This is a genomic window from Halomonas sp. PAMB 3232 (genome assembly GCF_031954225.1).
Lineage (GTDB): Bacteria > Pseudomonadota > Gammaproteobacteria > Pseudomonadales > Halomonadaceae > Vreelandella.
Window position 1 is genome coordinate 3102511 of sequence record NZ_CP134865.1, and the last position, 18973, is coordinate 3121483.

General features: G+C 62.1%; 21 protein-coding genes. 15 read left to right on the forward strand and 6 right to left on the reverse strand.

Going from position 1 to position 18973, the window contains the following annotated elements; translation table 11 throughout:
* Positions 1 to 85 precede the first annotated feature (85 nt).
* From RN346_RS14175 to tatC, 8 genes are all read left to right on the forward strand, one after another.
* Positions 86 to 469: a DUF971 domain-containing protein gene (locus tag RN346_RS14175; protein ID WP_311958635.1), complete on the forward strand. Its 384-nt coding sequence runs from the start codon at positions 86 to 88 to the stop codon at positions 467 to 469.
* Positions 470 to 635: 166 nt separating this feature from the next.
* A complete protein-coding gene (ubiE, locus tag RN346_RS14180) occupies positions 636 to 1391 on the forward strand; it encodes a bifunctional demethylmenaquinone methyltransferase/2-methoxy-6-polyprenyl-1,4-benzoquinol methylase UbiE (RefSeq protein WP_311958636.1) in 756 nt (251 codons plus the stop codon).
* A 52-nt stretch (positions 1392 to 1443) separates the two neighbouring features.
* Positions 1444 to 2115 carry an SCP2 sterol-binding domain-containing protein gene (locus tag RN346_RS14185; RefSeq protein WP_311961493.1) on the forward strand — a complete coding sequence of 224 codons (672 nt, stop codon included), beginning with the start codon at positions 1444 to 1446 and terminating at the stop codon, positions 2113 to 2115.
* A complete protein-coding gene (gene ubiB / locus RN346_RS14190; RefSeq protein WP_311961494.1) occupies positions 2112 to 3734 on the forward strand; it encodes a ubiquinone biosynthesis regulatory protein kinase UbiB in 1623 nt (540 codons plus the stop codon). The genes RN346_RS14185 and ubiB overlap by 4 nt, the downstream gene beginning before the upstream one ends.
* Before the next feature lie 80 nt (positions 3735 to 3814).
* Positions 3815 to 4159, forward strand: a complete 345-nt coding sequence (locus tag RN346_RS14195; RefSeq protein WP_252106235.1) for a phosphoribosyl-ATP diphosphatase — start codon at positions 3815 to 3817, stop codon at positions 4157 to 4159.
* Between the two features lie 57 nt (positions 4160 to 4216).
* On the forward strand, positions 4217 to 4486 hold the full coding sequence (gene tatA / locus RN346_RS14200; protein ID WP_263586171.1) for a Sec-independent protein translocase subunit TatA: 270 nt from the start codon (positions 4217 to 4219) through the stop codon (positions 4484 to 4486).
* A 3-nt stretch (positions 4487 to 4489) separates the two neighbouring features.
* On the forward strand, positions 4490 to 4912 hold the full coding sequence (tatB, locus tag RN346_RS14205; RefSeq protein ID WP_263586170.1) for a Sec-independent protein translocase protein TatB: 423 nt from the start codon (positions 4490 to 4492) through the stop codon (positions 4910 to 4912).
* Positions 4909 to 5709 (forward strand): twin-arginine translocase subunit TatC, encoded by an 801-nt coding sequence (gene tatC, locus RN346_RS14210; RefSeq protein ID WP_311961495.1) that lies wholly within the window; start codon positions 4909 to 4911, stop codon positions 5707 to 5709. Before tatB ends, tatC begins: the two co-directional genes overlap by 4 nt.
* Positions 5710 to 5847: 138 nt before the next feature.
* On the opposite strand, the gene elbB is transcribed toward tatC, so the two are convergent.
* Positions 5848 to 6519, reverse strand: coding sequence for an isoprenoid biosynthesis glyoxalase ElbB (gene elbB, locus RN346_RS14215; RefSeq protein ID WP_263586168.1), 672 nt, complete (start codon positions 6517 to 6519; stop codon positions 5848 to 5850).
* A 165-nt stretch (positions 6520 to 6684) separates the two neighbouring features.
* Here elbB and hemB point away from each other — a divergent pair, with 165 nt between their 5' ends.
* From hemB to RN346_RS14230, 3 genes are all read left to right on the forward strand, one after another.
* Positions 6685 to 7698 carry a porphobilinogen synthase gene (gene hemB / locus RN346_RS14220; RefSeq protein ID WP_263586167.1) on the forward strand — a complete coding sequence of 338 codons (1014 nt, stop codon included), beginning with the start codon at positions 6685 to 6687 and terminating at the stop codon, positions 7696 to 7698.
* Positions 7699 to 7811: 113 nt separating this feature from the next.
* Positions 7812 to 10004, forward strand: coding sequence for a polyphosphate kinase 1 (gene ppk1 / locus RN346_RS14225; protein ID WP_263586166.1), 2193 nt, complete (start codon positions 7812 to 7814; stop codon positions 10002 to 10004).
* A gap of 105 nt (positions 10005 to 10109) precedes the next feature.
* Positions 10110 to 11048, forward strand: coding sequence for a LysR family transcriptional regulator (locus RN346_RS14230; protein WP_311961496.1), 939 nt, complete (start codon positions 10110 to 10112; stop codon positions 11046 to 11048).
* On the opposite strand, the gene RN346_RS14235 is transcribed toward RN346_RS14230, so the two are convergent.
* Together RN346_RS14235 and RN346_RS14240 are read right to left on the reverse strand one after the other, a co-directional pair.
* Positions 11011 to 12618, reverse strand: a complete 1608-nt coding sequence (locus tag RN346_RS14235; protein WP_311961497.1) for an ATP-binding protein — start codon at positions 12616 to 12618, stop codon at positions 11011 to 11013. The genes RN346_RS14230 and RN346_RS14235 overlap by 38 nt on opposite strands.
* Before the next feature lie 47 nt (positions 12619 to 12665).
* Positions 12666 to 13373 carry a winged helix-turn-helix domain-containing protein gene (locus RN346_RS14240; protein WP_263586163.1) on the reverse strand — a complete coding sequence of 236 codons (708 nt, stop codon included), beginning with the start codon at positions 13371 to 13373 and terminating at the stop codon, positions 12666 to 12668.
* Between the two features lie 260 nt (positions 13374 to 13633).
* Between RN346_RS14240 and RN346_RS14245 the strand changes: the two genes are divergently transcribed.
* Positions 13634 to 13774, forward strand: coding sequence for a hypothetical protein (locus tag RN346_RS14245; protein ID WP_263586162.1), 141 nt, complete (start codon positions 13634 to 13636; stop codon positions 13772 to 13774).
* A 126-nt stretch (positions 13775 to 13900) separates the two neighbouring features.
* Here RN346_RS14245 and RN346_RS14250 read toward each other — a convergent pair whose 3' ends face one another.
* From RN346_RS14250 to RN346_RS14260, 3 genes are all read right to left on the reverse strand, one after another.
* Positions 13901 to 14080 carry a PLDc N-terminal domain-containing protein gene (locus RN346_RS14250; protein ID WP_089713609.1) on the reverse strand — a complete coding sequence of 60 codons (180 nt, stop codon included), beginning with the start codon at positions 14078 to 14080 and terminating at the stop codon, positions 13901 to 13903.
* A 96-nt stretch (positions 14081 to 14176) separates the two neighbouring features.
* Positions 14177 to 14689, reverse strand: a complete 513-nt coding sequence (locus tag RN346_RS14255; protein ID WP_263586161.1) for a TIGR02281 family clan AA aspartic protease — start codon at positions 14687 to 14689, stop codon at positions 14177 to 14179.
* Between the two features lie 14 nt (positions 14690 to 14703).
* A complete protein-coding gene (locus RN346_RS14260) occupies positions 14704 to 16059 on the reverse strand; it encodes an MFS transporter (RefSeq protein WP_311961498.1) in 1356 nt (451 codons plus the stop codon).
* A gap of 167 nt (positions 16060 to 16226) precedes the next feature.
* On the opposite strand from RN346_RS14260, the gene RN346_RS14265 reads away from it, so the two are divergent.
* From RN346_RS14265 to RN346_RS14275, 3 genes are read left to right on the forward strand one after another with little or no spacing between them, the layout of a single operon-like run.
* A complete protein-coding gene (locus RN346_RS14265) occupies positions 16227 to 16976 on the forward strand; it encodes a transporter substrate-binding domain-containing protein (RefSeq protein ID WP_311961499.1) in 750 nt (249 codons plus the stop codon).
* Positions 16969 to 17676 (forward strand): ABC transporter substrate-binding protein, encoded by a 708-nt coding sequence (locus tag RN346_RS14270; RefSeq protein ID WP_263586158.1) that lies wholly within the window; start codon positions 16969 to 16971, stop codon positions 17674 to 17676. Before RN346_RS14265 ends, RN346_RS14270 begins: the two co-directional genes overlap by 8 nt.
* The gene (locus RN346_RS14275) at positions 17673 to 18941 is read left to right on the forward strand and encodes a GGDEF domain-containing protein (RefSeq protein ID WP_263586157.1); all 1269 of its coding nucleotides are present in this window, start codon (positions 17673 to 17675) and stop codon (positions 18939 to 18941) included. Before RN346_RS14270 ends, RN346_RS14275 begins: the two co-directional genes overlap by 4 nt.
* The last annotated feature ends 32 nt before the right edge of the window (positions 18942 to 18973 follow it).

Below are 18973 nucleotides of genomic sequence, written 5' to 3' on the forward strand. Positions count from 1 at the left end.
GTGCCGTTTTTACGCCTTACGGGCGGGTGGCGACACCCGCCCGTTCGTCTATATGCCCCGTTCGTCTCTTGAACAGGAGAGCCCGATGGAAAGCCCGATTCCCACCCACGTGCACTATCACAAGAAAAATCGCCTGCTGGAGCTCACCTACCCGGGCGATCGGCACTACCGCGTGCCGGTCGAGCTTCTGCGCGTCTACTCACCGTCGGCGGAGGTGCGCGGCCACGGCGCCGATACTGCCGTGCTGCAAACCGGCAAGCGTGACGTGGGCCTGATGGACATCAGCCAGGTCGGCCACTACGCGCTCAAGCTTCACTTCGACGACGGCCACGACAGCGGCCTCTACAGCTACGACTACCTGTTCGAGCTCGCCACTCAGCAGGACGCCTACTGGGCGGAGTATCTGCAGGCGCTCAGCGATGCCGGCGCCTCCCGCGAGCCGGCGGGCATTCAGTTCAAACAGCTTTGAGGCTCAAGGTATTGAAAATCGGTCTTGCCGCGCGCGAGCGCACGCTTGGGTTAAGTGACCCGGGCGCAGACAAAACCGTTGGGAGAAGGCTACAATACAGCCAACCTATCAAGCGATGATCGCCATATCATCGATATCCGCCTCGAACTCGGGAGCCCGTCGCCTCATGAGCCCCACACAAAAGCGCACCACCCATTTTGGCTATCAGGAAGTCCCGCTCGACGAGAAAGCCTCGCGGGTAGCGGATGTGTTTCACTCGGTGGCCGCGCGCTACGACGTCATGAACGACCTGATGTCCTTCGGCATTCACCGGGTATGGAAGCGCCTGACCATCGAGCGCGCCGGCGTGCGCCCGGGCCACCGGGTGCTGGACATCGCCGGCGGCACCGGCGATCTGACGCTCAAGTTTTCGCGCATGGTCGGCCCGCGCGGCAAGGTGGTGCTGGCCGATATCAACGCCTCGATGCTGAACGTCGGCCGCGACAAGCTGATCGACCAGGGCGTGGGCGGCAACGTCGAGTACGTTCAGGCCAACGCCGAGAACCTGCCCTTCCCGGACAACCACTTCGACTGCATCACCATCGCCTTTGGCCTTCGTAACGTCACCGACAAGGACGCCGCGCTGCGCTCCATGACGCGCGTGCTCAAGCCCGGCGGACGGCTTCTGGTGCTGGAGTTCTCCAAGCCCGGCAATCCGCTTCTAAGCAAAGCCTACGACGAGTACTCGTTTCGCTTTCTGCCGAAAATCGGCGAGCTGGTGGCGAAGGACGGCGAGAGCTACCGCTATCTTGCCGAATCGATTCGCATGCACCCGGACCAACCGACGCTGCAGGCAATGATGGAAGCCGCCGGGCTCGAGCGGGTGGAGTACACCAACCTCACCGGCGGTATCGTCGCGCTTCACCGCGGCATCAAGCTATGACGCCTGGCAGCGCAACGCCTCCCACTCCATTGACGCGACAATCGAGGCGCGCATGCGATTGACCCCGCCCCTGCTTCTGGCTGGATGCGAACGCACGCTGAATGCCCTGCTCGCCCGCGACCCGGCCGCGCCCAACCGGCTGGCGGCCCTCGCCGGTAGCCGGCTGCTGGTCCGGCTCGAAAGACCGCACCTGGCGCTTTTGCTCGCCTATCACGAAACCGGCGTCGACCTGCTGCCCGGTGACGATGTCAACGAGGCCGAGGCGGATGCGACCGTCGAGCTCACGCCGGAGACGTTTTCGGAGTGGCTCAGCGGCGCCTCGATCGAGCGGCTGATGTTCGACGGCAAGCTCGCGGTGCGCGGGCGTATTGGCCTTCTGGAAGCGACCCGCGATCTGTTTTTCGATCTGGAGCTCGACTGGGAAGGTGAGCTTGCCGGCTGGATCGGCGCCACGCCCGCCCACTCGTTGGCCGAAGGCGTTCGCCGCTTGAACCGCTTCGGGCTGCGCGCCAAGGACGAGCTGTTACAGGATCTCTCCGAGTACGTTTTCGAGGAGGCGCGGATGCTGCCGGGCCGGGCGCAGCGCGACGTGCTGCGCGACGCGCTGACCGATCTGGACATGGCCACCGATCGCCTGGAAGCGCGCCTCGATCGCCTGACGCGGCGTCTGAACGCGAGTCTCGACATCCAGGCCGCCGCCCAGGCTCGGGAGCGCTGTACATGAGCCTGCGGCTGTTCAAGATTCTATGGGTCATCGCGCGCCACCGCCTCGATACGCTGATCCCCATGGAGCGACTGCCGCTTTGGCTGCGCGGGGTGATGTGGTGTTTGCCGCTGCGCCTGATTCCGGTGGGCAAGCGCTCCCGTGCCGAGCGCCTGCGCCTGTCGCTGGAGTCACTGGGGCCGATCTTCATCAAGTTCGGCCAGATGCTTTCCACCCGGCGCGACCTTTTGCCCGACGACATTTCCAACGAGCTTAGACGCCTGCAGGATCAGGTGCCGCCGTTTCCCGGCGAGCTCGCCGTGGCGCGGGTGGAGCGTGAGCTCGAGATGTCCCTCGAAGAGGCCTTTGCCCGCTTCGATCACGCGCCGCTGGCCTCCGCCTCGATCGCCCAGGTTCACGCTGCCACGCTTCACACCGGCGAAGAGGTGGTGGTCAAGATCATCCGCCCCGGTATCGACGCGGTGATGCGCCAGGACATGGCATTGATGTACCGGGCCGCCAAGCTGATGGCACGAGTGCCCGAGGCGCGACGCCTGCGTCCAGTCGAGGTCATCCGCGACTACGAATCGACGCTGTTTGACGAGCTCGACCTTTACAAGGAAGCCGCCAACACCTCGCAGCTCAAGCGCAACTTCAAGGATTCGGCGCTTCTGTTCGTGCCCACCATTTACTGGCCCTTCACCCGGCGCCATGTCATGGTTCAGGAGCGCATTCGCGGCGTGCCGGTGGCGGATCTCGACACGCTGATCAAGCAAGGCGTCAACCTCAAGAAACTCGCCGAGCGCGGCGTCGAGCTTTTCTTCACCCAGGTATTTCGCGACAACTTCTTTCACGCCGACATGCACCCGGGCAACATCTTCGTCAACGCCGACAACCCGGAAGACCCGCAGTACATCGCCATCGACTGCGGGATCGTGGGAAGCCTCACCCGGGAAGATCAGGATTATCTGGCGCGCAACCTGCTGGCGTTTTTCCATCAGGACTATTACGAGGTGGCGGCGCTTCACATCGAATCCGGCTGGGTGGGGGAAAATACCCGCGCCAACGAGTTCGCCGCCGCCATTCGCACCGTGTGCGAGCCGATTCTCGAAAAGCCGCTCAAGGACATCTCCTTTGGCCAGGTGCTTTTAGGGCTTTTCCAGACCGCTCGACGCTTCAATATGGAAGTCCAGCCGCAGCTGGTACTGCTGCAAAAAACGCTTCTGAACATCGAGGGGCTGGGGCGTCAGCTCTACCCGGAACTCGATCTATGGAGCACGGCCAAGCCCTATCTCGAGCAGTGGATGAAAGAGCGCGCCGGCATTGGCGGGCTTTGGGAGTCGCTCAAGCGCCAAGCGCCGGAGCTTTCCCACCAGCTGCCCGAGCTTCCGGTGCTGGCCCACCAGGCCCTTAGCCGCATGGAGCAGGAGCACCGCCAGCGTCATCAGCAGGCCCACGCCATCACCCGGCTCGACGAGAAATTCACCCAGCAGAAAAAGCGCCACCACCGCCTGCGCGTTGGCATCGCGCTGGTCGCCGTGGCCCTTGCCTGGCAGCCGCTTGGCGAGTGGGCGCTGGCGCAGCCCTGGCAGGTGCTGGCCGCGGCCGGCGCCGGGCTGATACTGCTTTTATGGCAGTGACGGCGTTTGTGATACGCTAACCCCAAGACACGCCCGCACGTCTTGCGCGGGTTCGATTCGCGCCAACGCCAAGGATTTCGATGAGCACTACCGCGACCACGCCCGTTCTGGATCACCTGGCCCAGGTTCTTGCCGAGCGCCGCCACGCAGCGCCCGAGGCGTCCTATGTCGCCTCGCTGCATCACAAGGGTCTCAACAAGATTCTGGAGAAAGTGGGCGAGGAAGCGTTTGAAACCGTGCTGGCCGCCCGAGACGCCGAACACGGCGATGAGCAGGCGCGCCAGGCACTTATCGCCGAAACCGCGGATCTATGGTTTCATAGCATGGTGATGCTCTCGCACCTGGAGCTCGACCATCAGCGCGTACTCGACGAGCTTGCGCGGCGCTTCGGGGTCTCCGGCCACGACGAAAAAGCGTCCCGCTAGCCAAGCATCCGCGCCCTTTCCACGCGTTCTACGCCAAGGCCTTATGAGGAAACGACCATGTTAGGTGGCATCAGTATCTGGCAGCTCTTGATTGTATTGGGCATCATCATTTTGATTTTCGGCACCAAGAAACTGCGCAACGTCGGCACCGATCTTGGCGGCGCGGTGAAGGGTTTCAAAAGCGCGATGAGCGAAGAGGACAAGGAAAAAGAGAAAGCCTCCGAGAAGGATGCTGCCAAGGTCGCCCACGAAGAGCCGGGCAACACCTATGACGTGCAGGCCGAAGAGAAGCGCAAGGCCGAACAGCAGCGCGAAGAGCGCCCGTAAGCCATGCTGGATATCGGCTTTTTAGAACTGTTGCTGATCGGCATCGTCGGGCTTCTGGTACTCGGCCCCGAGCGCCTGCCGAAGGCAGCGCGCACCACCGGCATGTGGATCGGTAAGATCAAGCGCACGGTATCCGGCATGCAGCGCGAAATCAGCGCCCAGCTCGAAGCCGAGGAGCTGCGCCAGAAAATCAGCGAGCAGCAGAAAAAGCTCGACCAGAGCTTGAAGCAGGCCAAGCGTGATGTGGAAAGCATCGCCTCGCCCGCTTCGCACTCGAAGCAGACCAGCGAAGACACCGAAGAGCGCGCCGCCCGTGCAAGCGCTCGGTTAGACGATGCGCTCGAAAGCGTTCATGAGACGCCGGCGCCGCCAAGTGACACCCCGCCCGCCGAGGCCGACCCGAACAAGGACCGCACCCAGCCATGAGCAATCCGGGCGACTCTCAGCCTTCGCATAAAGACCAACGCCCGCGCGAGGATTTAAGCCAGGCGCCGCTGGTCGAGCATCTGATCGAGCTGCGCTCGCGGCTCATCAAGGCAGTGGCGGTGGTGCTGGTGATGTTTCTGGCGCTCTACGCCTTTGCCAACGATATCTACGGCTTTGTCGCCGAGCCCTTGATCGCGCTTTTACCGGCGGGCTCGCAAATGATCGCCACGGAAGTGGCCTCGCCGTTTTTGGCGCCGTTCAAGCTCACGTTGGTGGTGGCGGTCTTTCTGGCGATCCCCTTCGTGCTTCACCAGGCCTGGGCGTTCGTGGCGCCCGGGCTTTACGATAACGAAAAGGCGCTGGCGATTCCGATTCTGGTGTCGAGCGTGGCACTCTTTTACGCCGGCGCGGCCTTCGCCTACTACGTCGTCTTCCCGCTGCTGTTCGAGTTTTTTACCCAGACCGGGCCAGAAAACGTGGCGGTGATGACCGACATCAATCAGTACCTGAACTTCGTGCTGAAGCTCTTTTTCGCCTTCGGCGTGGCCTTCGAGATCCCCATTGCCACCTTCCTGCTGATTCTCTCCGGCGCCACCACGGTGCAGAGTCTGTCGCAAAAGCGCCCCTACATCATTTTAGGGTGCTTCGTGGTCGGCATGCTGCTCACCCCGCCGGACGTCATCTCCCAGAGCCTGTTGGCCATTCCGATGTACCTCCTCTACGAGGTGGGCCTGCTGTTTGGCCGGCTCGTGCGCCGGCGCCAGCTTCGCGCCGAGGCCGAGGAGAGCGGCGAGTAGCCGTTTTGCCTTGTTGTAATAAACATCGTTGTAATAAACATCGCTGTAATAAACATCGTGGTCATACACGGTGTCGTCATAAAAAAAGCCTCTGCGTCTGCAGAGGCTTTTTTCGCTGTGCTAAAGCGTTAGCGCCGGCTACTTTTTAGCCTGATCGATCATGTCGTTGAGCCGCTCGACCAGTTTGAAGATGCCGGTGGCGGCCTCGCCGATGCTTTTGGCCTGCATGTAGGCGGGGGTCGTCACGACCTGATGCTCCAGATCGACGACGATATCGTCGACGTCGCAGCTTTTGTGCAGCCCACCCATGGCGCTGATTGCCCCGGCAACGCCCGGGTCACGCCCGATGGTCACCGAAATGCCGTCGCCCAGAAGCCTTGGCACCAGTACCGGCGCAATGCACATCAACCCGATCGGCTTGGCGTCCTCCTTGAAAGCGGCAAGCGGGGCCTTGAGGCTTTCGAGCACGCTCATGGCGTCGCCCTTCTCGGCGAAGTCGCAGAGGTTTTTGGCCACGCCGAAGCCGCCGGGGACGATGACTGCATCGAAGTCATCGGCGTTAAGCTCGGTGATGGGCTGGATATCGCCGCGCACGAGCCGCGCCGACTCCTTCAGAACGCTTCGCGTCTCGCCTTCCTCGGCCTCCTGGGAGAGGTGATTGATCACGTGATGCTGGTCGATGTCCGGCGCAAAGGCGCGGTAGGCGATGCCGAGCTGGTCGAGGCGCAACAGCGTAAGAGTCGCCTCATGGATCTCCGATCCATCATAAGCGCCGCAGCCGGCCAGAATCACTGCTACTTTTTTGCTCATGCCTGTCTCCCTTGGTGATACCCATGATCTCTAACGGCGAGCGATTTAGTGGAATCGACACTCTAATCACTCTTCACCCCCTCCACAAGGCGGCTTTCGCCGTAGAGCATGGCTGATATACTCAAGGCCACGGACATTTTTGTCAGCGTCGAGCGGAGAGTACATTTGAGCACACCAGGCCCCCGTCAGTTTCCCGCCACCCGCATGCGCCGCATGCGCCGTGACGACTTTTCTCGCCGGCTGATGCAGGAATCCACCCTGACGCCCAGTGACCTCATCCTGCCGGTGTTCGTACTGGAAGGCGAGAATCAGCGCGAGGCCGTCGCCTCCATGCCCGGCGTCGAGCGCCTCTCCATCGATCTTCTGATCGAGCAGGCGCGCGAAGCCTTCGAGCTCGGCATTCCGGCGCTGGCGCTGTTCCCCGTGGTCGGCCCCGAGCATAAAAGCGAGTTCGCCGAAGAGGCTTACAACGCGGGCGGCCTGATACAGCGAAGCGTGCGCGCGCTCAAGGCGGCGCTGCCCGAGCTTGGCATCATCACCGACGTGGCGCTGGACCCCTACACCAGCCACGGTCAGGACGGCATTCTCGACGAGCACGGCTACGTGCAGAACGACCGCACCGTCGATACGCTGTTGAAGCAGGCGCTGTCCCACGCCGAAGCCGGCGCCGACGTGCTGGCCCCCTCGGACATGATGGATGGGCGCATCGGTGCCATTCGCCGGGTGCTCGAGCAGGACAACCTGCACAACATTCGCATCATGGCTTACAGCGCCAAGTACGCTTCGGCCTACTACGGCCCGTTTCGCGACGCGGTGGGCTCGGCGGGCAATCTGGGTAAGGCCGACAAACGCACTTATCAGATGGACCCGGCCAATACCGACGAGGCGATCCACGAAGTCGCGCTCGATATTTCTGAGGGCGCCGACATGGTGATGGTCAAGCCCGGCATGCCTTATCTGGACGTGGTGCGCCGGGTCAAGAGCGAACTTGGTGTACCCACCTTCGCCTACCAGGTGAGCGGCGAGTACGCCATGCACCGCGGTGCGTTCGATAACGGCTGGCTCGATGCCGACGCGGTGATCCTCGAGTCACTCATGTGCTTCAAGCGCGCCGGCGCCGACGGCATCCTGACCTACTTCGCCCTCGACGCCGCGCGGCTACTAAGCGCGAAGCGCTAACCGGGCGCGCGTGACACGCAACTGTCATCTTTCTCCTGCAGAATCGGGCGCAACACACTAAGGTCAAGGAAAGCGCCGACAAAGCGCGCCGCCCATTCTGCGGGGAATTCGTCATGGAGATGCAAACGTCAGACGCGACACCGCCTTCCGGTATTGATACGTCAAGCGCTGAAGGCGAGAGCCTTCCGCTTCGTATCAACCGCACCCCCACCGGCGTTCAGGCGAAGGAGGCGCTCGGCCAGACCGACCTGGACGACCCGGCGCTCTACTTCAACCGCGAGCTTTCGCATCTGCAGTTCAACATCCGCGTGCTCGAACAGGCCCTCGACGACGCACACCCGCTGTTGAACCGGCTGATGTTTCTGCTGATCTTCTCCTCGAACATGGACGAGTTCTTCGAGATTCGTGTGGCCGGGCTGAAACACCAGGTGGCGCTCAACGACAACGCCGCCTCCGCCGACGGCCGACTGCCCAAGGCAGTGCTGGCCGAAATTTCCGATACCGCGCATCGCCAGATTCGCCGCCAGTATCAAATTCTCAACAATACCCTGCTTCCGGCGCTGGAAGCCCAGGGGCTGCGCTTTCGCCGCCGCGACCAGTGGTGTGACGAGCAGCGCGCCTGGGTGCGCGCATTTTTCGATCGCGAAATCATGCCGGTGATCAGCCCGATCGGCCTCGATCCGTCGCACCCGTTTCCACGACTTGTGAACAAGAGCCTTAACTTCATCGTCGAGCTCGAAGGCAAGGACGCCTTCGGCCGCGCCGGCGGCATGGCGATCCTGCCCGCCCCGCGCTCGCTGCCGCGCCTGATCGCGCTGCCCAAAGAGCTCTGCTCTGAAGGCTTCTCCGAGTACGTCTTTCTTTCGTCGATGATTCACGCGCACGCCGATGAGCTTTTCCCCGGCATGCGCGTGCTGGGCTGCTACCAGTTCCGCTTGACCCGTAACGCGGATCTGAGCGTCGACCCGGAGGAGGTGTCCGATCTCGCTTCGGCGCTCAGGGGCGAGCTTCTGGCACGACGCTACGGCAGCGGCGTACGCCTGGAGGTGGCCAACAACTGCCCCGAAGGGCTGACCGGCTTTTTACTGCGCCAGTTCGACCTCACCGAGGACGACCTGTACCGCGTCGAAGGACCGGTGAACCTGACGCGCATGATGTCGGTGCTGGGCGACGTCGACCGCCCGGAGCTTGTGTATCGCCCCTTTACCCCGAGCATTCCCAAGGGGCTGAAGGAGGGCAGCCTCTTTAGCGCTATCCGCCAGCAGGACATTTTGCTGCATCACCCGTTCCAGGCGTTCTCGCCGATCGAGGATCTGCTGCGCGAGGCGGCTCGCGACCCGGACGTGTTGGCGATCAAGCAGACGCTTTATCGCACCGGCGCGGACTCCTCCATCGTCGGCGCCCTGGTGGAGGCGGCAAGCCAGGGCAAGGAAGTGACCGTGGTGATCGAGCTGCGCGCGCGATTCGACGAAGCCGACAACCTGCAGCTCGCCTCGCGCCTGCAGGAGGCCGGTGCGATCGTGATCTACGGCATCATGGCTTACAAGACTCACGCCAAGATGATCCACATCGTGCGCCGCGAAGGCGGGGAGCTCAGACACTACGCGCATTTGGGCACCGGCAACTACCACGCCAAAACCGCCAGGCTCTATACCGATTACAGCCTCATGACCGCCAATCAGGCGCTTTGCGCCGACGTTCATAGAGTCTTCCAGCAGCTTTCCGGCATGGGCCAGACGCGCAAGATCGACACCCTGCTCCACGCCCCCTTCACGCTGCACGCGCGGCTGATCGAAATGATCGATCGCGAGGCCCAGTTCGCCGCCCGCGGCAAACGCGGCCATATCATCATCAAGTGCAACTCGCTGACCGAGCCCAAGCTGATCAAGGCGCTCTACCGCGCCTCCCAGGCCGGCGTGGAGTGCGATCTGATCATTCGCGGCATGTGCAGCCTTCGCCCGGGGGTGAAGGGGGTGTCGGAGAACATTCGCGTGCGCTCGATCATCGGCCGGTTTCTCGAACACACCCGGGTGTTCCACTTTCACAACGGCGGCAAGCCGGAAACCTGGTGCGCCAGCGCCGACTTCATGACGCGCAACATGTTCCACCGGGTCGAGACCTGCTTTCTGCTCAAGGACAAGAAGCTCGCCAACCGCGTGCGCAAGGATTTAGAGACCTATCTGGTGGACAACTGCCAGAGCTGGATACTCGAAAGCGACGGCAGCTACCACCTGCAAAGCCCGGGTAAAAGCGACCCCATCAGCGCTCAGGAAACGCTGCTGTACGCCTATGCGTCGAAAAGCTAGCGAGGTGTGAGTGAGGCGTCAGTGAGAGAGTAGGATGTGTTATGGCGTACTCTGGCTTAGAATGAACATGACTCAACTGTTCATTCTTAATCGTGAATTTTTACCATGCTCGAACTACGCCATTTGCGCACTCTGATCGCGCTTCACGAAACCGGCTCGCTGGTCGAGGCCGCCGAGCGCGTTCACCTTACCCAGTCGGCGCTGTCGCATCAGTTGAAGGATCTGGAAAATCGGGTGGCAAGCCCGTTGTTCGTGCGCAAGACGCGCCCGGTGGAGTTCACTCGCGCGGGGCTTCGCCTTCTTGCGCTGGCCGACGAGCTTCTGCCTGCAGTGCGCCGCGCCGAGCGCGATCTGGCGCGGCTGGCCGGCACCGAGCAGGGCCGGCTTCACATGGCGATCGAGTGCCACAGCTGCTTTCAGTGGCTGATGCCAACGGTGGACTACTTTCGCGATCACTGGCCGGAAATCGAAATCGATATCCCGAGCGGCCACCACTTCGACCCGCTGCCGGCGCTGGCCAAAGAGCAGCTCGATCTGGTGATCACCGCCGACCCCCAGCCGATCGACGGAATTCATTACGCGCCGCTGTTTCGCTACGAAGGCCTTCTGGCCGTGGCGCGCCAGCACCCCTTCGCCAAAAAGAGCTTCGTCACCCCTCAGGAGCTCGCCGATGAGACGCTGATCACCTATCCGGTGGAGCATTCACGGCTGGACGTCTTCACCCAGTTTCTGAGCCCCGCCCAGGTGCGCCCTAAAGAGATTCGCACCGCTGAGCTCACCATCATGATGATGCAGCTGGTGGCCAGCGGGCGCGGCGTGTGCGCGCTGCCCAACTGGGCGCTGACCGAGTATCTGGAGCGCGACTACGTAAGCGCAGTGACGCTTGGTGAAACGGGGATCTGGAGCACGCTGTTCGCGGCGATTCGCGAGGAAACCCGCGCCACGCCCTGGATGCGCGATTTTCTGCGCACCGCGCGAGAAACCTCGTTTGCGGTGCTCAGCGGCGTCAAGCCGGCGACTCCCGACGAGGAATCAACAGCGTAAAGCGCGCGCCGCCGAGCTTCGGGCTTTCATCGACGGTGACGCTGCCACCGTGCCCGGACATGACTTTCTGCACGATAGAGAGCCCCAAGCCATAGCCGCCGGAGCTTCGCGCGCGGCTGTCGTCCAGTCGCGCAAAGGGTTTGAAGATGTCGCTGCGCGCCTCTACCGGAACGCCTGGGCCATCGTCCTCGACGTCGAAGCGCACCAGCTGCGGCTCGTCCCACACCCGAATGACGACCTGGCTGCGCCCATGGCGGCAGGCGTTGCTGACCAGGTTTTGCAGCGCCCGCTGCAGATAGCGCGGCTCGGCCAGAAGCTCTATTTCGCTATCCGCTTCGAGCGTGATCGAAAGCGACTTGTGCAGCGGCGTCAGCGCGTCGATCACGCGGTTCGCCATGGCCGAGCACTCCACCGGCACCATATCCAGCGGATCGCCGTGGTCCGGCCCGCCGCCCAAACGGGCGTAGGTCAAAATCTCGTCGACCAGGTCGTCGAGCTCGGCAATGTCGGCGTCGATCCCCTGGAGCTGATGGCGAATCGAGGGCTCTTCGGTCATATCCTCGACCATCTGCACGGCGAAGCGAATGCGCGCCACCGGCGTTCTCAGCTCGTGGGATACCGCGCGAATCATCTCCTGCTGGCCTTTCAACAGCGTCTGTACCTGGCTTGCCATGGCGTTGAAAGCCATGCCCAACCGGCCTAAAAAGTCGCCGCTTTCGACCTTCACGCGGGTTTCGAGCCGGCCGCTGGCAATACGCGTCGCGGCAAGCTCCAAACGCGCCATGCGCGCCTCGATGCTGCGCATGATCAGATAGATGATCAGACTCAGCACCGCCATGACGCCGATGAGAAGGGGCAGGTGAAGTCCCAGCGGCATGGTTTCGTGGCGTGGAATCGGGCCGACCTTCAACCACTGGTCGCTTTCGGGTATGCGATAGATAAACGATAGCGTCAGCTGCTCGGTGACCAGCCTTGTCACGACCTCGCCGCGCGCCAGCGCCTGGCGTTGAACGGTCGTCAGGTCTTCGGGCAGCGTCGTCAGCAGCGTCAGCGGCCAGTGGGGCAAGCGCAGCTCGGAGAGCAGCGCCGGGCGCTCGTCCTGTGGCGTTTGGCCGAGCCAGTCGCCGAGCAACACCACGCTTGCCTGCCACTGACGCTCGCTCCAGCCCATGAGGGTCGCGCTCAAAAGCGTTCCCTGCTCAAATGAACCGCCGGGAATGAGCTGGCGAAGCTGCCAGGGGTCCTCGTCGATCACCGGGCGACCGCGCTTGAGTCGGGCGGCCTCGAAATAGCCAGGCGCCGCGTCCGACACGGGAATGAGGGTCAGCTGCATGCCGAACTGACGGGCGAAGGTTTCCAGCCGCTCGGCGCGGCGCTCGGGCGCGAGCGCGGCAAGCTGGCGGGTCATCAGCGTCATGGGCAGGCTTGTCAGCTCTTCACGAAACTCTTCGCGGCGCACCTGCTCGATGAACGTACGCCCGCCGATGGAGATCAAAAAGACGATGCACAGGGCCAGGCCCAACAGCACGTAAAAGCGTAGAAAGGAGCCCTGGCTAGGCACGCGCGGCATGAGCCCTACCTCGTGGATACGCGTTCGCCACGAAGGCGCCGGCGCCGTCAGCTATCCTTGACAAAGAGGTAGCCCTTGCTGCGAACGGTCTTGATACGGTGCGGCTGATGGGGGTCGTCGCCGATCTTGGGTCGAATACGCGACACACGCACGTCGATAGAACGGTCCTGGCCGTCGTACTTGATGCCGCGCAGATCGCTGAAGATCTCTTCCCGGGTCAAAACGTTGCCGGCATTGCGCGCCAATAGCCAGAGAAGATCGAACTCGGCGCTGGTCAGATCGATACGCTCACCGTCCAGAAACGCCTCGCGGGTGGCGCTATCGATATCCAGATTGGAAAACTGAAGCCTTACTTCGCCGTTGGGGGCGGCGGGCGCGTCGGCGCGGCGCATCAACGCGCGCATGCGGGCCAGCAGTACGCGCGGCTGTACGGGTTTGGGCACGTAGTCGTCGGCGCCCATCTCAAGTCCCAGCACCTGATCCAGATCGTCGGTGCGGGCGGTCAGCATCATGATCGGCCCGGCGAAATTATGGCGAACCCGCCGGCAGATCGACAGACCATCTTCCCCGGGCAGCATCAGATCCAGAATCACCAGATCCGGCTGCAGCTCGAGAATGCGCTCGACCCCTTTGCCACCGTCGGCTTCCACGGTGACCTTGAAACCGTTGTTTTCCAGATAGTCGCGGGTTAACCCGGCCAGTCGCTGATCGTCTTCGATGATGAGCACGTGGTCTTTATCGGGACAGTCGTTCATGAGCGGCTCCCGCTTCCTTGATAATGGATCATTGCCTCAGTGGCCCAGCTTGTCTTAATAACATGGAGCCCCCTTCCATGGTAACACTTGCTTACCATTTATTAACGTTTGTGCCTTAAATTGCAAGAGGGCATTGATACGCATTTTCACGCACGGCACGCGATTTCTCCCCCGCCCCCGCTTGATTACCGTTTTGCGCCGCGATAATGTGGGCTCACTCGGTTGTCAACCTTTCATTTGGCTACTGGCAGGAGAGAATGATGAGTACTCACAAGACCAAAAGCGTCATCAAACGAATTTATGTTCCCACCCAGGTCCGCGATTTGCCCAACGGTGAAAAGCTGACCATTCCGGGCCACTACAAGGCCCCGCCGTCCAGCGACGACAACGCTCAGCATTGACGGCTCAGGCGCCTTGACCTGCTAAACAGGTTCGGCTCGCCCAGGCTTTACGGGCACGAAAGTTCGACAGGCACAAAAAAAGCAGGCCCGCACGGGCCTGCTTTTTTTCATGTTGCGGTAACGGCGCTATCCCTTGGGCCCGAACAAGAACCAGATGATGAGTCCGATGAGCGGGAAAAACAGCAGCACCAGGATCCAGATCAGCTTGGCAAGACCGCCCGCCGAACTTTTGGCGACTTTCACGATCGCCCAGATCACGATGATTAACCAGATGAGGCCCAGCAGACCGCCGACTTCGATTCCCATAACGACTCTCCTTGTGTACTGATATCCCTGTGTGACCCGCTTAGCATAGCACCTTGTGTTCAACATGCGAGGCCATGAAGCGACGTAGTGCCGGCCTCAAGGCGGCAGACGCAAAAGCATTTCGCCACCGGCGATTTCGATGGTGAAAAGACTCAGAAAGCTCATGCCTAAAAGCACCGTGTCGCGCTCCATGCCGGGGCTGATCGAACCCTGGACGTTGCTTGCCTGCAACCCCCCCAGCGCCACCTCGTCGAGTTCGGTCAGGTGCCCCTTCACACGGCCGTTGGCCGTATTGAACCAGGCACTGCGGCCGGGAGTGAGCGAGAGCCGCTCGGCAAGCTCGGTGGACACCGCCACGTAGGTGGCACCGGTATCGAGCAAAAACGTGACCGGCTCGCCGTTGATGCGCCCGGGCGCCTCGAAATGGCCGGAGCGATTGCGCGAAAGCCGCACCGGCGCGCCGTCGGGCGCCGAGTTGATGACGTGGGCGTTGGGCGTGGTCAGGTTCTTGAAGCCGCCGTCGATCAGCCAGGTGCCGGCGCCGATCAGCAGCACCCAGAAAAGCAGCATCATCACGATGCCGCCGCGCTGCGCGCGTTGCGATGTCATACACACCCCCGTCATCAGGTGCTTTGCCATGCCGTCGCCGCCTCGCGGCCGCGCCGTTCGTTGACACCAGCACAGATCAGCATCGCCGTTAAAAACAGTCCTGCACATAATAGGATAGAGGCTTGAAGGCCAATCAACGTTTGCAGCACGCCCAGCACGACAATGCCTAAAACGCCCGCCAGCTTGTTGGCGAGCCCCCAGAAACCGAAAAACTCGGCCGATTTGGCCAAGGGTGAAAATACGCCCACCAGCGCGCGGCTCGCCGACTGGCTCGACCCAAGACTCAGCCCCGCCAGGCACCCGACGTACAAGAAGACGTACTGCGCCTGCCACTGCCAGCCAAACTGGGCGTTGGCCCAAGCGGTCAGCTCCGGCGTTGCCCAGATAGCGACGATGGCCACCACCCAGAGCGCCAGCGTCATTTGATAGGTGCGCTTGGCGCCGAAAGTGTCCTGAATGAAACCAAAGCCCACTGCGCCGATGGCGGCAGTCACCTGCACGACGATGAACATGATGTTGCGCACGCCCTCGTCCCAGCCGATCACCTGGGCGCCGTAGATGAAGGCGAAGGCGATGATGATGTAGACCCCGGCCATCGAGAACAACAGCGACACCAGAAAGATCGTCAGGTCGCGAAAATGCCGCAGCTCCTTGAACGTGGAAAAAAGCTGCGCCGTGGCGATTTGCCGATACGACACGCCGCCGGGCCTTGCCACGCCGCGCTCCTTGAGCCACACAAAGGTCGGGATGGCGGCAACCAAAAAGAAGCCGGCGGCGAAAGGCCCGACCCAGCGGATGCGATCATAATTCTCGAGCGTGGCTTCACCCAGCACCACCAGGGTAAAGCCCGCCGCCAACAGCCCGCCGATATAACCCAGCGCCCAGCCAAAGCCCGAAATTTTTCCCAGCGACTGCGGCGGGCCGAGCTCGGGTAGAAAGGCGGCGATGAACGACTCTCCCATCGAGTAGGCGTAGTTGGAAAGCACGATCAGCAAAAGCCCCGCCACCACGTAGCCCGGCTCGACGAAGTACAGCATGGCGGTGGTCGCCACCGTCGCAAGATAGCTTGCCAGTAGAAAGCGCTTTTTCTCGGCGCGGTAATCCATGATGGCCCCGCAAAGCGGCGCGCTCACCACCACCATCAGGTAGCTTAAGGCCAGCGCCAGGCTCCACAGAAAGTTGGCCAGGCGAAAGCCGTCGCCGCGATCGCCGACGATGACGGTCGTGAATAGCTCGCCAAACACTACCGTGATGATGAGTAGCGTGTAGGCCTGGTTGGCGAAGTCGAACATCGCCCAGCCAAAAATTTCGCGCCGGGAGGCGTAGACCGGCGCGCTTTTCGACGCTTCAGATGACATATTCAGGGACATGGAGGCTCTCGAGCAGGCAGACTTCAACAAGGTGGCAATGCTCTACAGTAACGCGTAACCCGGTAAAAATGGGATGACAGAGGGCGAAAGTTGCTCTAATTTTTCGAGAAGCCATGCCGGGATATTGCTCAATGCCACACGGAGTCGCTGCAAACAAACCAGTACCGATGAAAAGCGTATCGTTGCTGGCGGGGCTTGCGTGGTGTTTTGCAGCGTTTGGCGACGACACCCCTTCACTTTCGCACTTCTCTTACGTCACCGAAGAGTATCCGCCCTACAATCACCTCGATCAGGGGTCGCAAACGGGCCAGACGATCGACCTGCTCAGGCAACTTTTTCAGCATACGCACACCCCCTTCGACCCGGCCCTTATTCAGAGCTACCCATGGCTTCGCGCCTATCAATTGGCGCTTGAAACACCGAATACCGTGCTGTTTTCGACCAACCGCACGCCGTCCAGAGAGCCGCTTTTCGATTGGGTCGGTCCCATCGCCATCGATCGGGTCGCGCTGATCGCCCGGCGCGAGGCCGGCATTACCCTTGATACCCTCGACGAGGCGGCCCGAGTCGGCCTTCGGATCGCCGCCATACGGGGGGACATTGGCGAGCTCAACCTGGCCGAGGCGGGCTATCCGGATCACTTGATTCACCGGGCGCTGGACAGCCAAAGCGCCCTCGCCATGCTGTTGAACGAGCGTGTCGATCTCTGGGCTTACAGCACGAGCGTGGTCGACTGGCTGGCCGAGCGCGCCGGCCACGCCCCCACCGCGCTCGAACCGATCCATACGCTGAGCCGCTACCCGCTCTACTTCGCTATCAATCGGCAAAGCGACCCCGCGCTGGTGGCGCACTTCCAACGGGCGCTGGCCGAGCTGCATGCGCTGGAAAACCCCTCGCTGGTGTACAAGGATGAGTAGCGCAGGGATGAGTAGCGCAAGGCGCCTTCACTGGCTCACCTTGCTGACGGCGATGCTTGTCTGCCCGTCGCTGTCGGCGCAAACGCCGACCTACCGGCTGAGCGTCAATACCGAAGAGTACCCGCCGTTCAACTATCAAATCGATGGCGTCATCGTTGGCGAGGCCACCGCGCGGCTGCGCCGGGCCTTTGACGAAACCGGTATCGACGCCCGATTTCAGCTTTTTCCCTGGGCGCGAGCGTATACCGAAGCGCGCTTTCGCCCGGACCACTGTGTCTATTCCACTACCCGTACGCCCGCACGGGAACTGATGTTTCGCTGGGCCGGGCCGCTTGCGATCAACGAATGGGCGGCGCTGGCGCGTACCGATACCACCTTTACGCCAACACGGCTGAGCGAGCTTGTTGGCCTGCGAGTGGGCAGCTTTCGCGAAGATGCGATTGGCGACTACGCCGAAAGCCGAGGTATCCGCATCATCCGGGCGCCGAGCGAGCGGGTGAACGTGGCGCGCCTGGAGGCCGGGTTATTGGACGTCATCGTGACCGGCCGGGCAACGGCTGAGGCCATCGCTGCCGAACGCCACGTGGTCCTGCGCCACCTGTTCACCTTCGCCTACATGCCGCTTTACCTCGCCTGTCATCCAAGCGTTCCCCATCACGTAATGATGCGGCTTCAGCACGTACTGCGAGCGACGCCATGAAACATCGCGCCCGGCTCGTCAGAGGACGCCTGACGCTAAAGCAGGCGCTTTTAACGCTGCTGATCGCTACCCTGATCAGCCTGGTATCGGGTAGCCTGGAGCTTCTGGGCCACGCTCATACCATGCGCCGAGACATCGAACAGCGCACCGAGCAGCAGATCGCGATCATCAACGGCGCGGCGGCGGAGGCGGCGTTTCAGCTCAACCCCGAGCTTGCCGAACAGATCGCCTCCGGGCTATTCAACGCAAGCGACGTCGCCTACGTCATGATTCAGGACGATTTCGGCCGGGTGCTGGCCAATTTCGATGCGCGTTCAGGACCGCTTGGCTGGCTCGGCGAGGCGCTGTTTGGCGACATGCTCGAGTACCAGGCGCCGCTTCGCTATTACGTGGACGATGCGCTTCCGGCGTCGCGCGTCGGCGAAATCCACCTGGCGCTCGATCACGAGCACCTCACCGCTCGATTTCTGGCGCGCAGCTTCAGCGTGGTGGGCATCAGTATTCTGGAAGCCTTTTTACTGAGCCTTTTGTTCGTGCTCTTTTTTCACGTCTTCATCACAAGGCCCCTGCTGCGGGTACATGCGGCCATTATCGAAACCGACCCGGCGCTGCCCGCCCAATGGCCCAAACCGCGGCTCAAAGGCCACCGCAACGACGAGCTGGGCCACCTGGTCGAGAGCATGGATCATCTGCTGCGTGAATTTCAGCGCGGTCTGGAGCAGCGCGATCACCTGCACCAGCTCTCGCACCATGACGGATTGACCGGCATCGCCAACCGCCGTTACTTCGACACCTTTCTGGAAAGCCAGTGGGCGCACGCCATACAGACCCAAACGCCGCTGGCGATCATCTTCATCGATATCGACTGCTTCAAGGCGTTCAACGACCACTACGGCCACACCACCGGCGACGAGACGCTCAAAAGCGTGGCGCGCACGCTCAATCGCTGCATCGATTCAAACACCGATCTTCTGGCGCGCTACGGTGGCGAGGAGTTCGTCTGCGTACTACCGGGCAAGGATCTTTACGCCGCGCTGAACACCGCCAACCATTTGCGTCAGGCCGTACTGGCCCTCGCGATCCCTCACGCCCAAAACCTCACCGACAGCGTGCTGACGCTGAGCATGGGCGTGGCCTGCCAACACCCCGCCCGCGATGAGTCCCCCAACCACCTACTCCAGCTGGCCGACGCGCGGCTTTACCACGCCAAAAACCGCGGGCGAAACCGCATCGAAGCGTTCAGGCCAGTATTTCCCGAGGCGTAAACTGCCCACGAAAAAAGGGCCGTGGTGGCCCT

Excerpts from the sequence above, each read along its gene's own strand:
- RN346_RS14175 (WP_311958635.1), top strand. The coding sequence starts at position 86 with ATGGAAAGCCCGATTCCCACCCACGTGCACTATCACAAGAAAAATCGC.
- ubiE (WP_311958636.1), top strand. The coding sequence starts at position 636 with ATGAGCCCCACACAAAAGCGCACCACCCATTTTGGCTATCAGGAAGTC.
- RN346_RS14185 (WP_311961493.1), top strand. The coding sequence starts at position 1,444 with ATGCGATTGACCCCGCCCCTGCTTCTGGCTGGATGCGAACGCACGCTG.
- ubiB (WP_311961494.1), top strand. The coding sequence starts at position 2,112 with ATGAGCCTGCGGCTGTTCAAGATTCTATGGGTCATCGCGCGCCACCGC.
- RN346_RS14195 (WP_252106235.1), top strand. The coding sequence starts at position 3,815 with ATGAGCACTACCGCGACCACGCCCGTTCTGGATCACCTGGCCCAGGTT.
- tatA (WP_263586171.1), top strand. The coding sequence starts at position 4,217 with ATGTTAGGTGGCATCAGTATCTGGCAGCTCTTGATTGTATTGGGCATC.
- tatB (WP_263586170.1), top strand. The coding sequence starts at position 4,490 with ATGCTGGATATCGGCTTTTTAGAACTGTTGCTGATCGGCATCGTCGGG.
- tatC (WP_311961495.1), top strand. The coding sequence starts at position 4,909 with ATGAGCAATCCGGGCGACTCTCAGCCTTCGCATAAAGACCAACGCCCG.
- elbB (WP_263586168.1), bottom strand. The coding sequence starts at position 6,519 with ATGAGCAAAAAAGTAGCAGTGATTCTGGCCGGCTGCGGCGCTTATGAT.
- ppk1 (WP_263586166.1), top strand. The coding sequence starts at position 7,812 with ATGGAGATGCAAACGTCAGACGCGACACCGCCTTCCGGTATTGATACG.
- RN346_RS14230 (WP_311961496.1), top strand. The coding sequence starts at position 10,110 with ATGCTCGAACTACGCCATTTGCGCACTCTGATCGCGCTTCACGAAACC.
- RN346_RS14235 (WP_311961497.1), bottom strand. The coding sequence starts at position 12,618 with ATGCCGCGCGTGCCTAGCCAGGGCTCCTTTCTACGCTTTTACGTGCTG.
- RN346_RS14240 (WP_263586163.1), bottom strand. The coding sequence starts at position 13,373 with ATGAACGACTGTCCCGATAAAGACCACGTGCTCATCATCGAAGACGAT.
- RN346_RS14245 (WP_263586162.1), top strand. The coding sequence starts at position 13,634 with ATGAGTACTCACAAGACCAAAAGCGTCATCAAACGAATTTATGTTCCC.
- RN346_RS14250 (WP_089713609.1), bottom strand. The coding sequence starts at position 14,080 with ATGGGAATCGAAGTCGGCGGTCTGCTGGGCCTCATCTGGTTAATCATC.
- RN346_RS14255 (WP_263586161.1), bottom strand. The coding sequence starts at position 14,689 with ATGACATCGCAACGCGCGCAGCGCGGCGGCATCGTGATGATGCTGCTT.
- RN346_RS14260 (WP_311961498.1), bottom strand. The coding sequence starts at position 16,059 with ATGTCCCTGAATATGTCATCTGAAGCGTCGAAAAGCGCGCCGGTCTAC.
- RN346_RS14265 (WP_311961499.1), top strand. The coding sequence starts at position 16,227 with ATGAAAAGCGTATCGTTGCTGGCGGGGCTTGCGTGGTGTTTTGCAGCG.
- RN346_RS14270 (WP_263586158.1), top strand. The coding sequence starts at position 16,969 with ATGAGTAGCGCAGGGATGAGTAGCGCAAGGCGCCTTCACTGGCTCACC.
- RN346_RS14275 (WP_263586157.1), top strand. The coding sequence starts at position 17,673 with ATGAAACATCGCGCCCGGCTCGTCAGAGGACGCCTGACGCTAAAGCAG.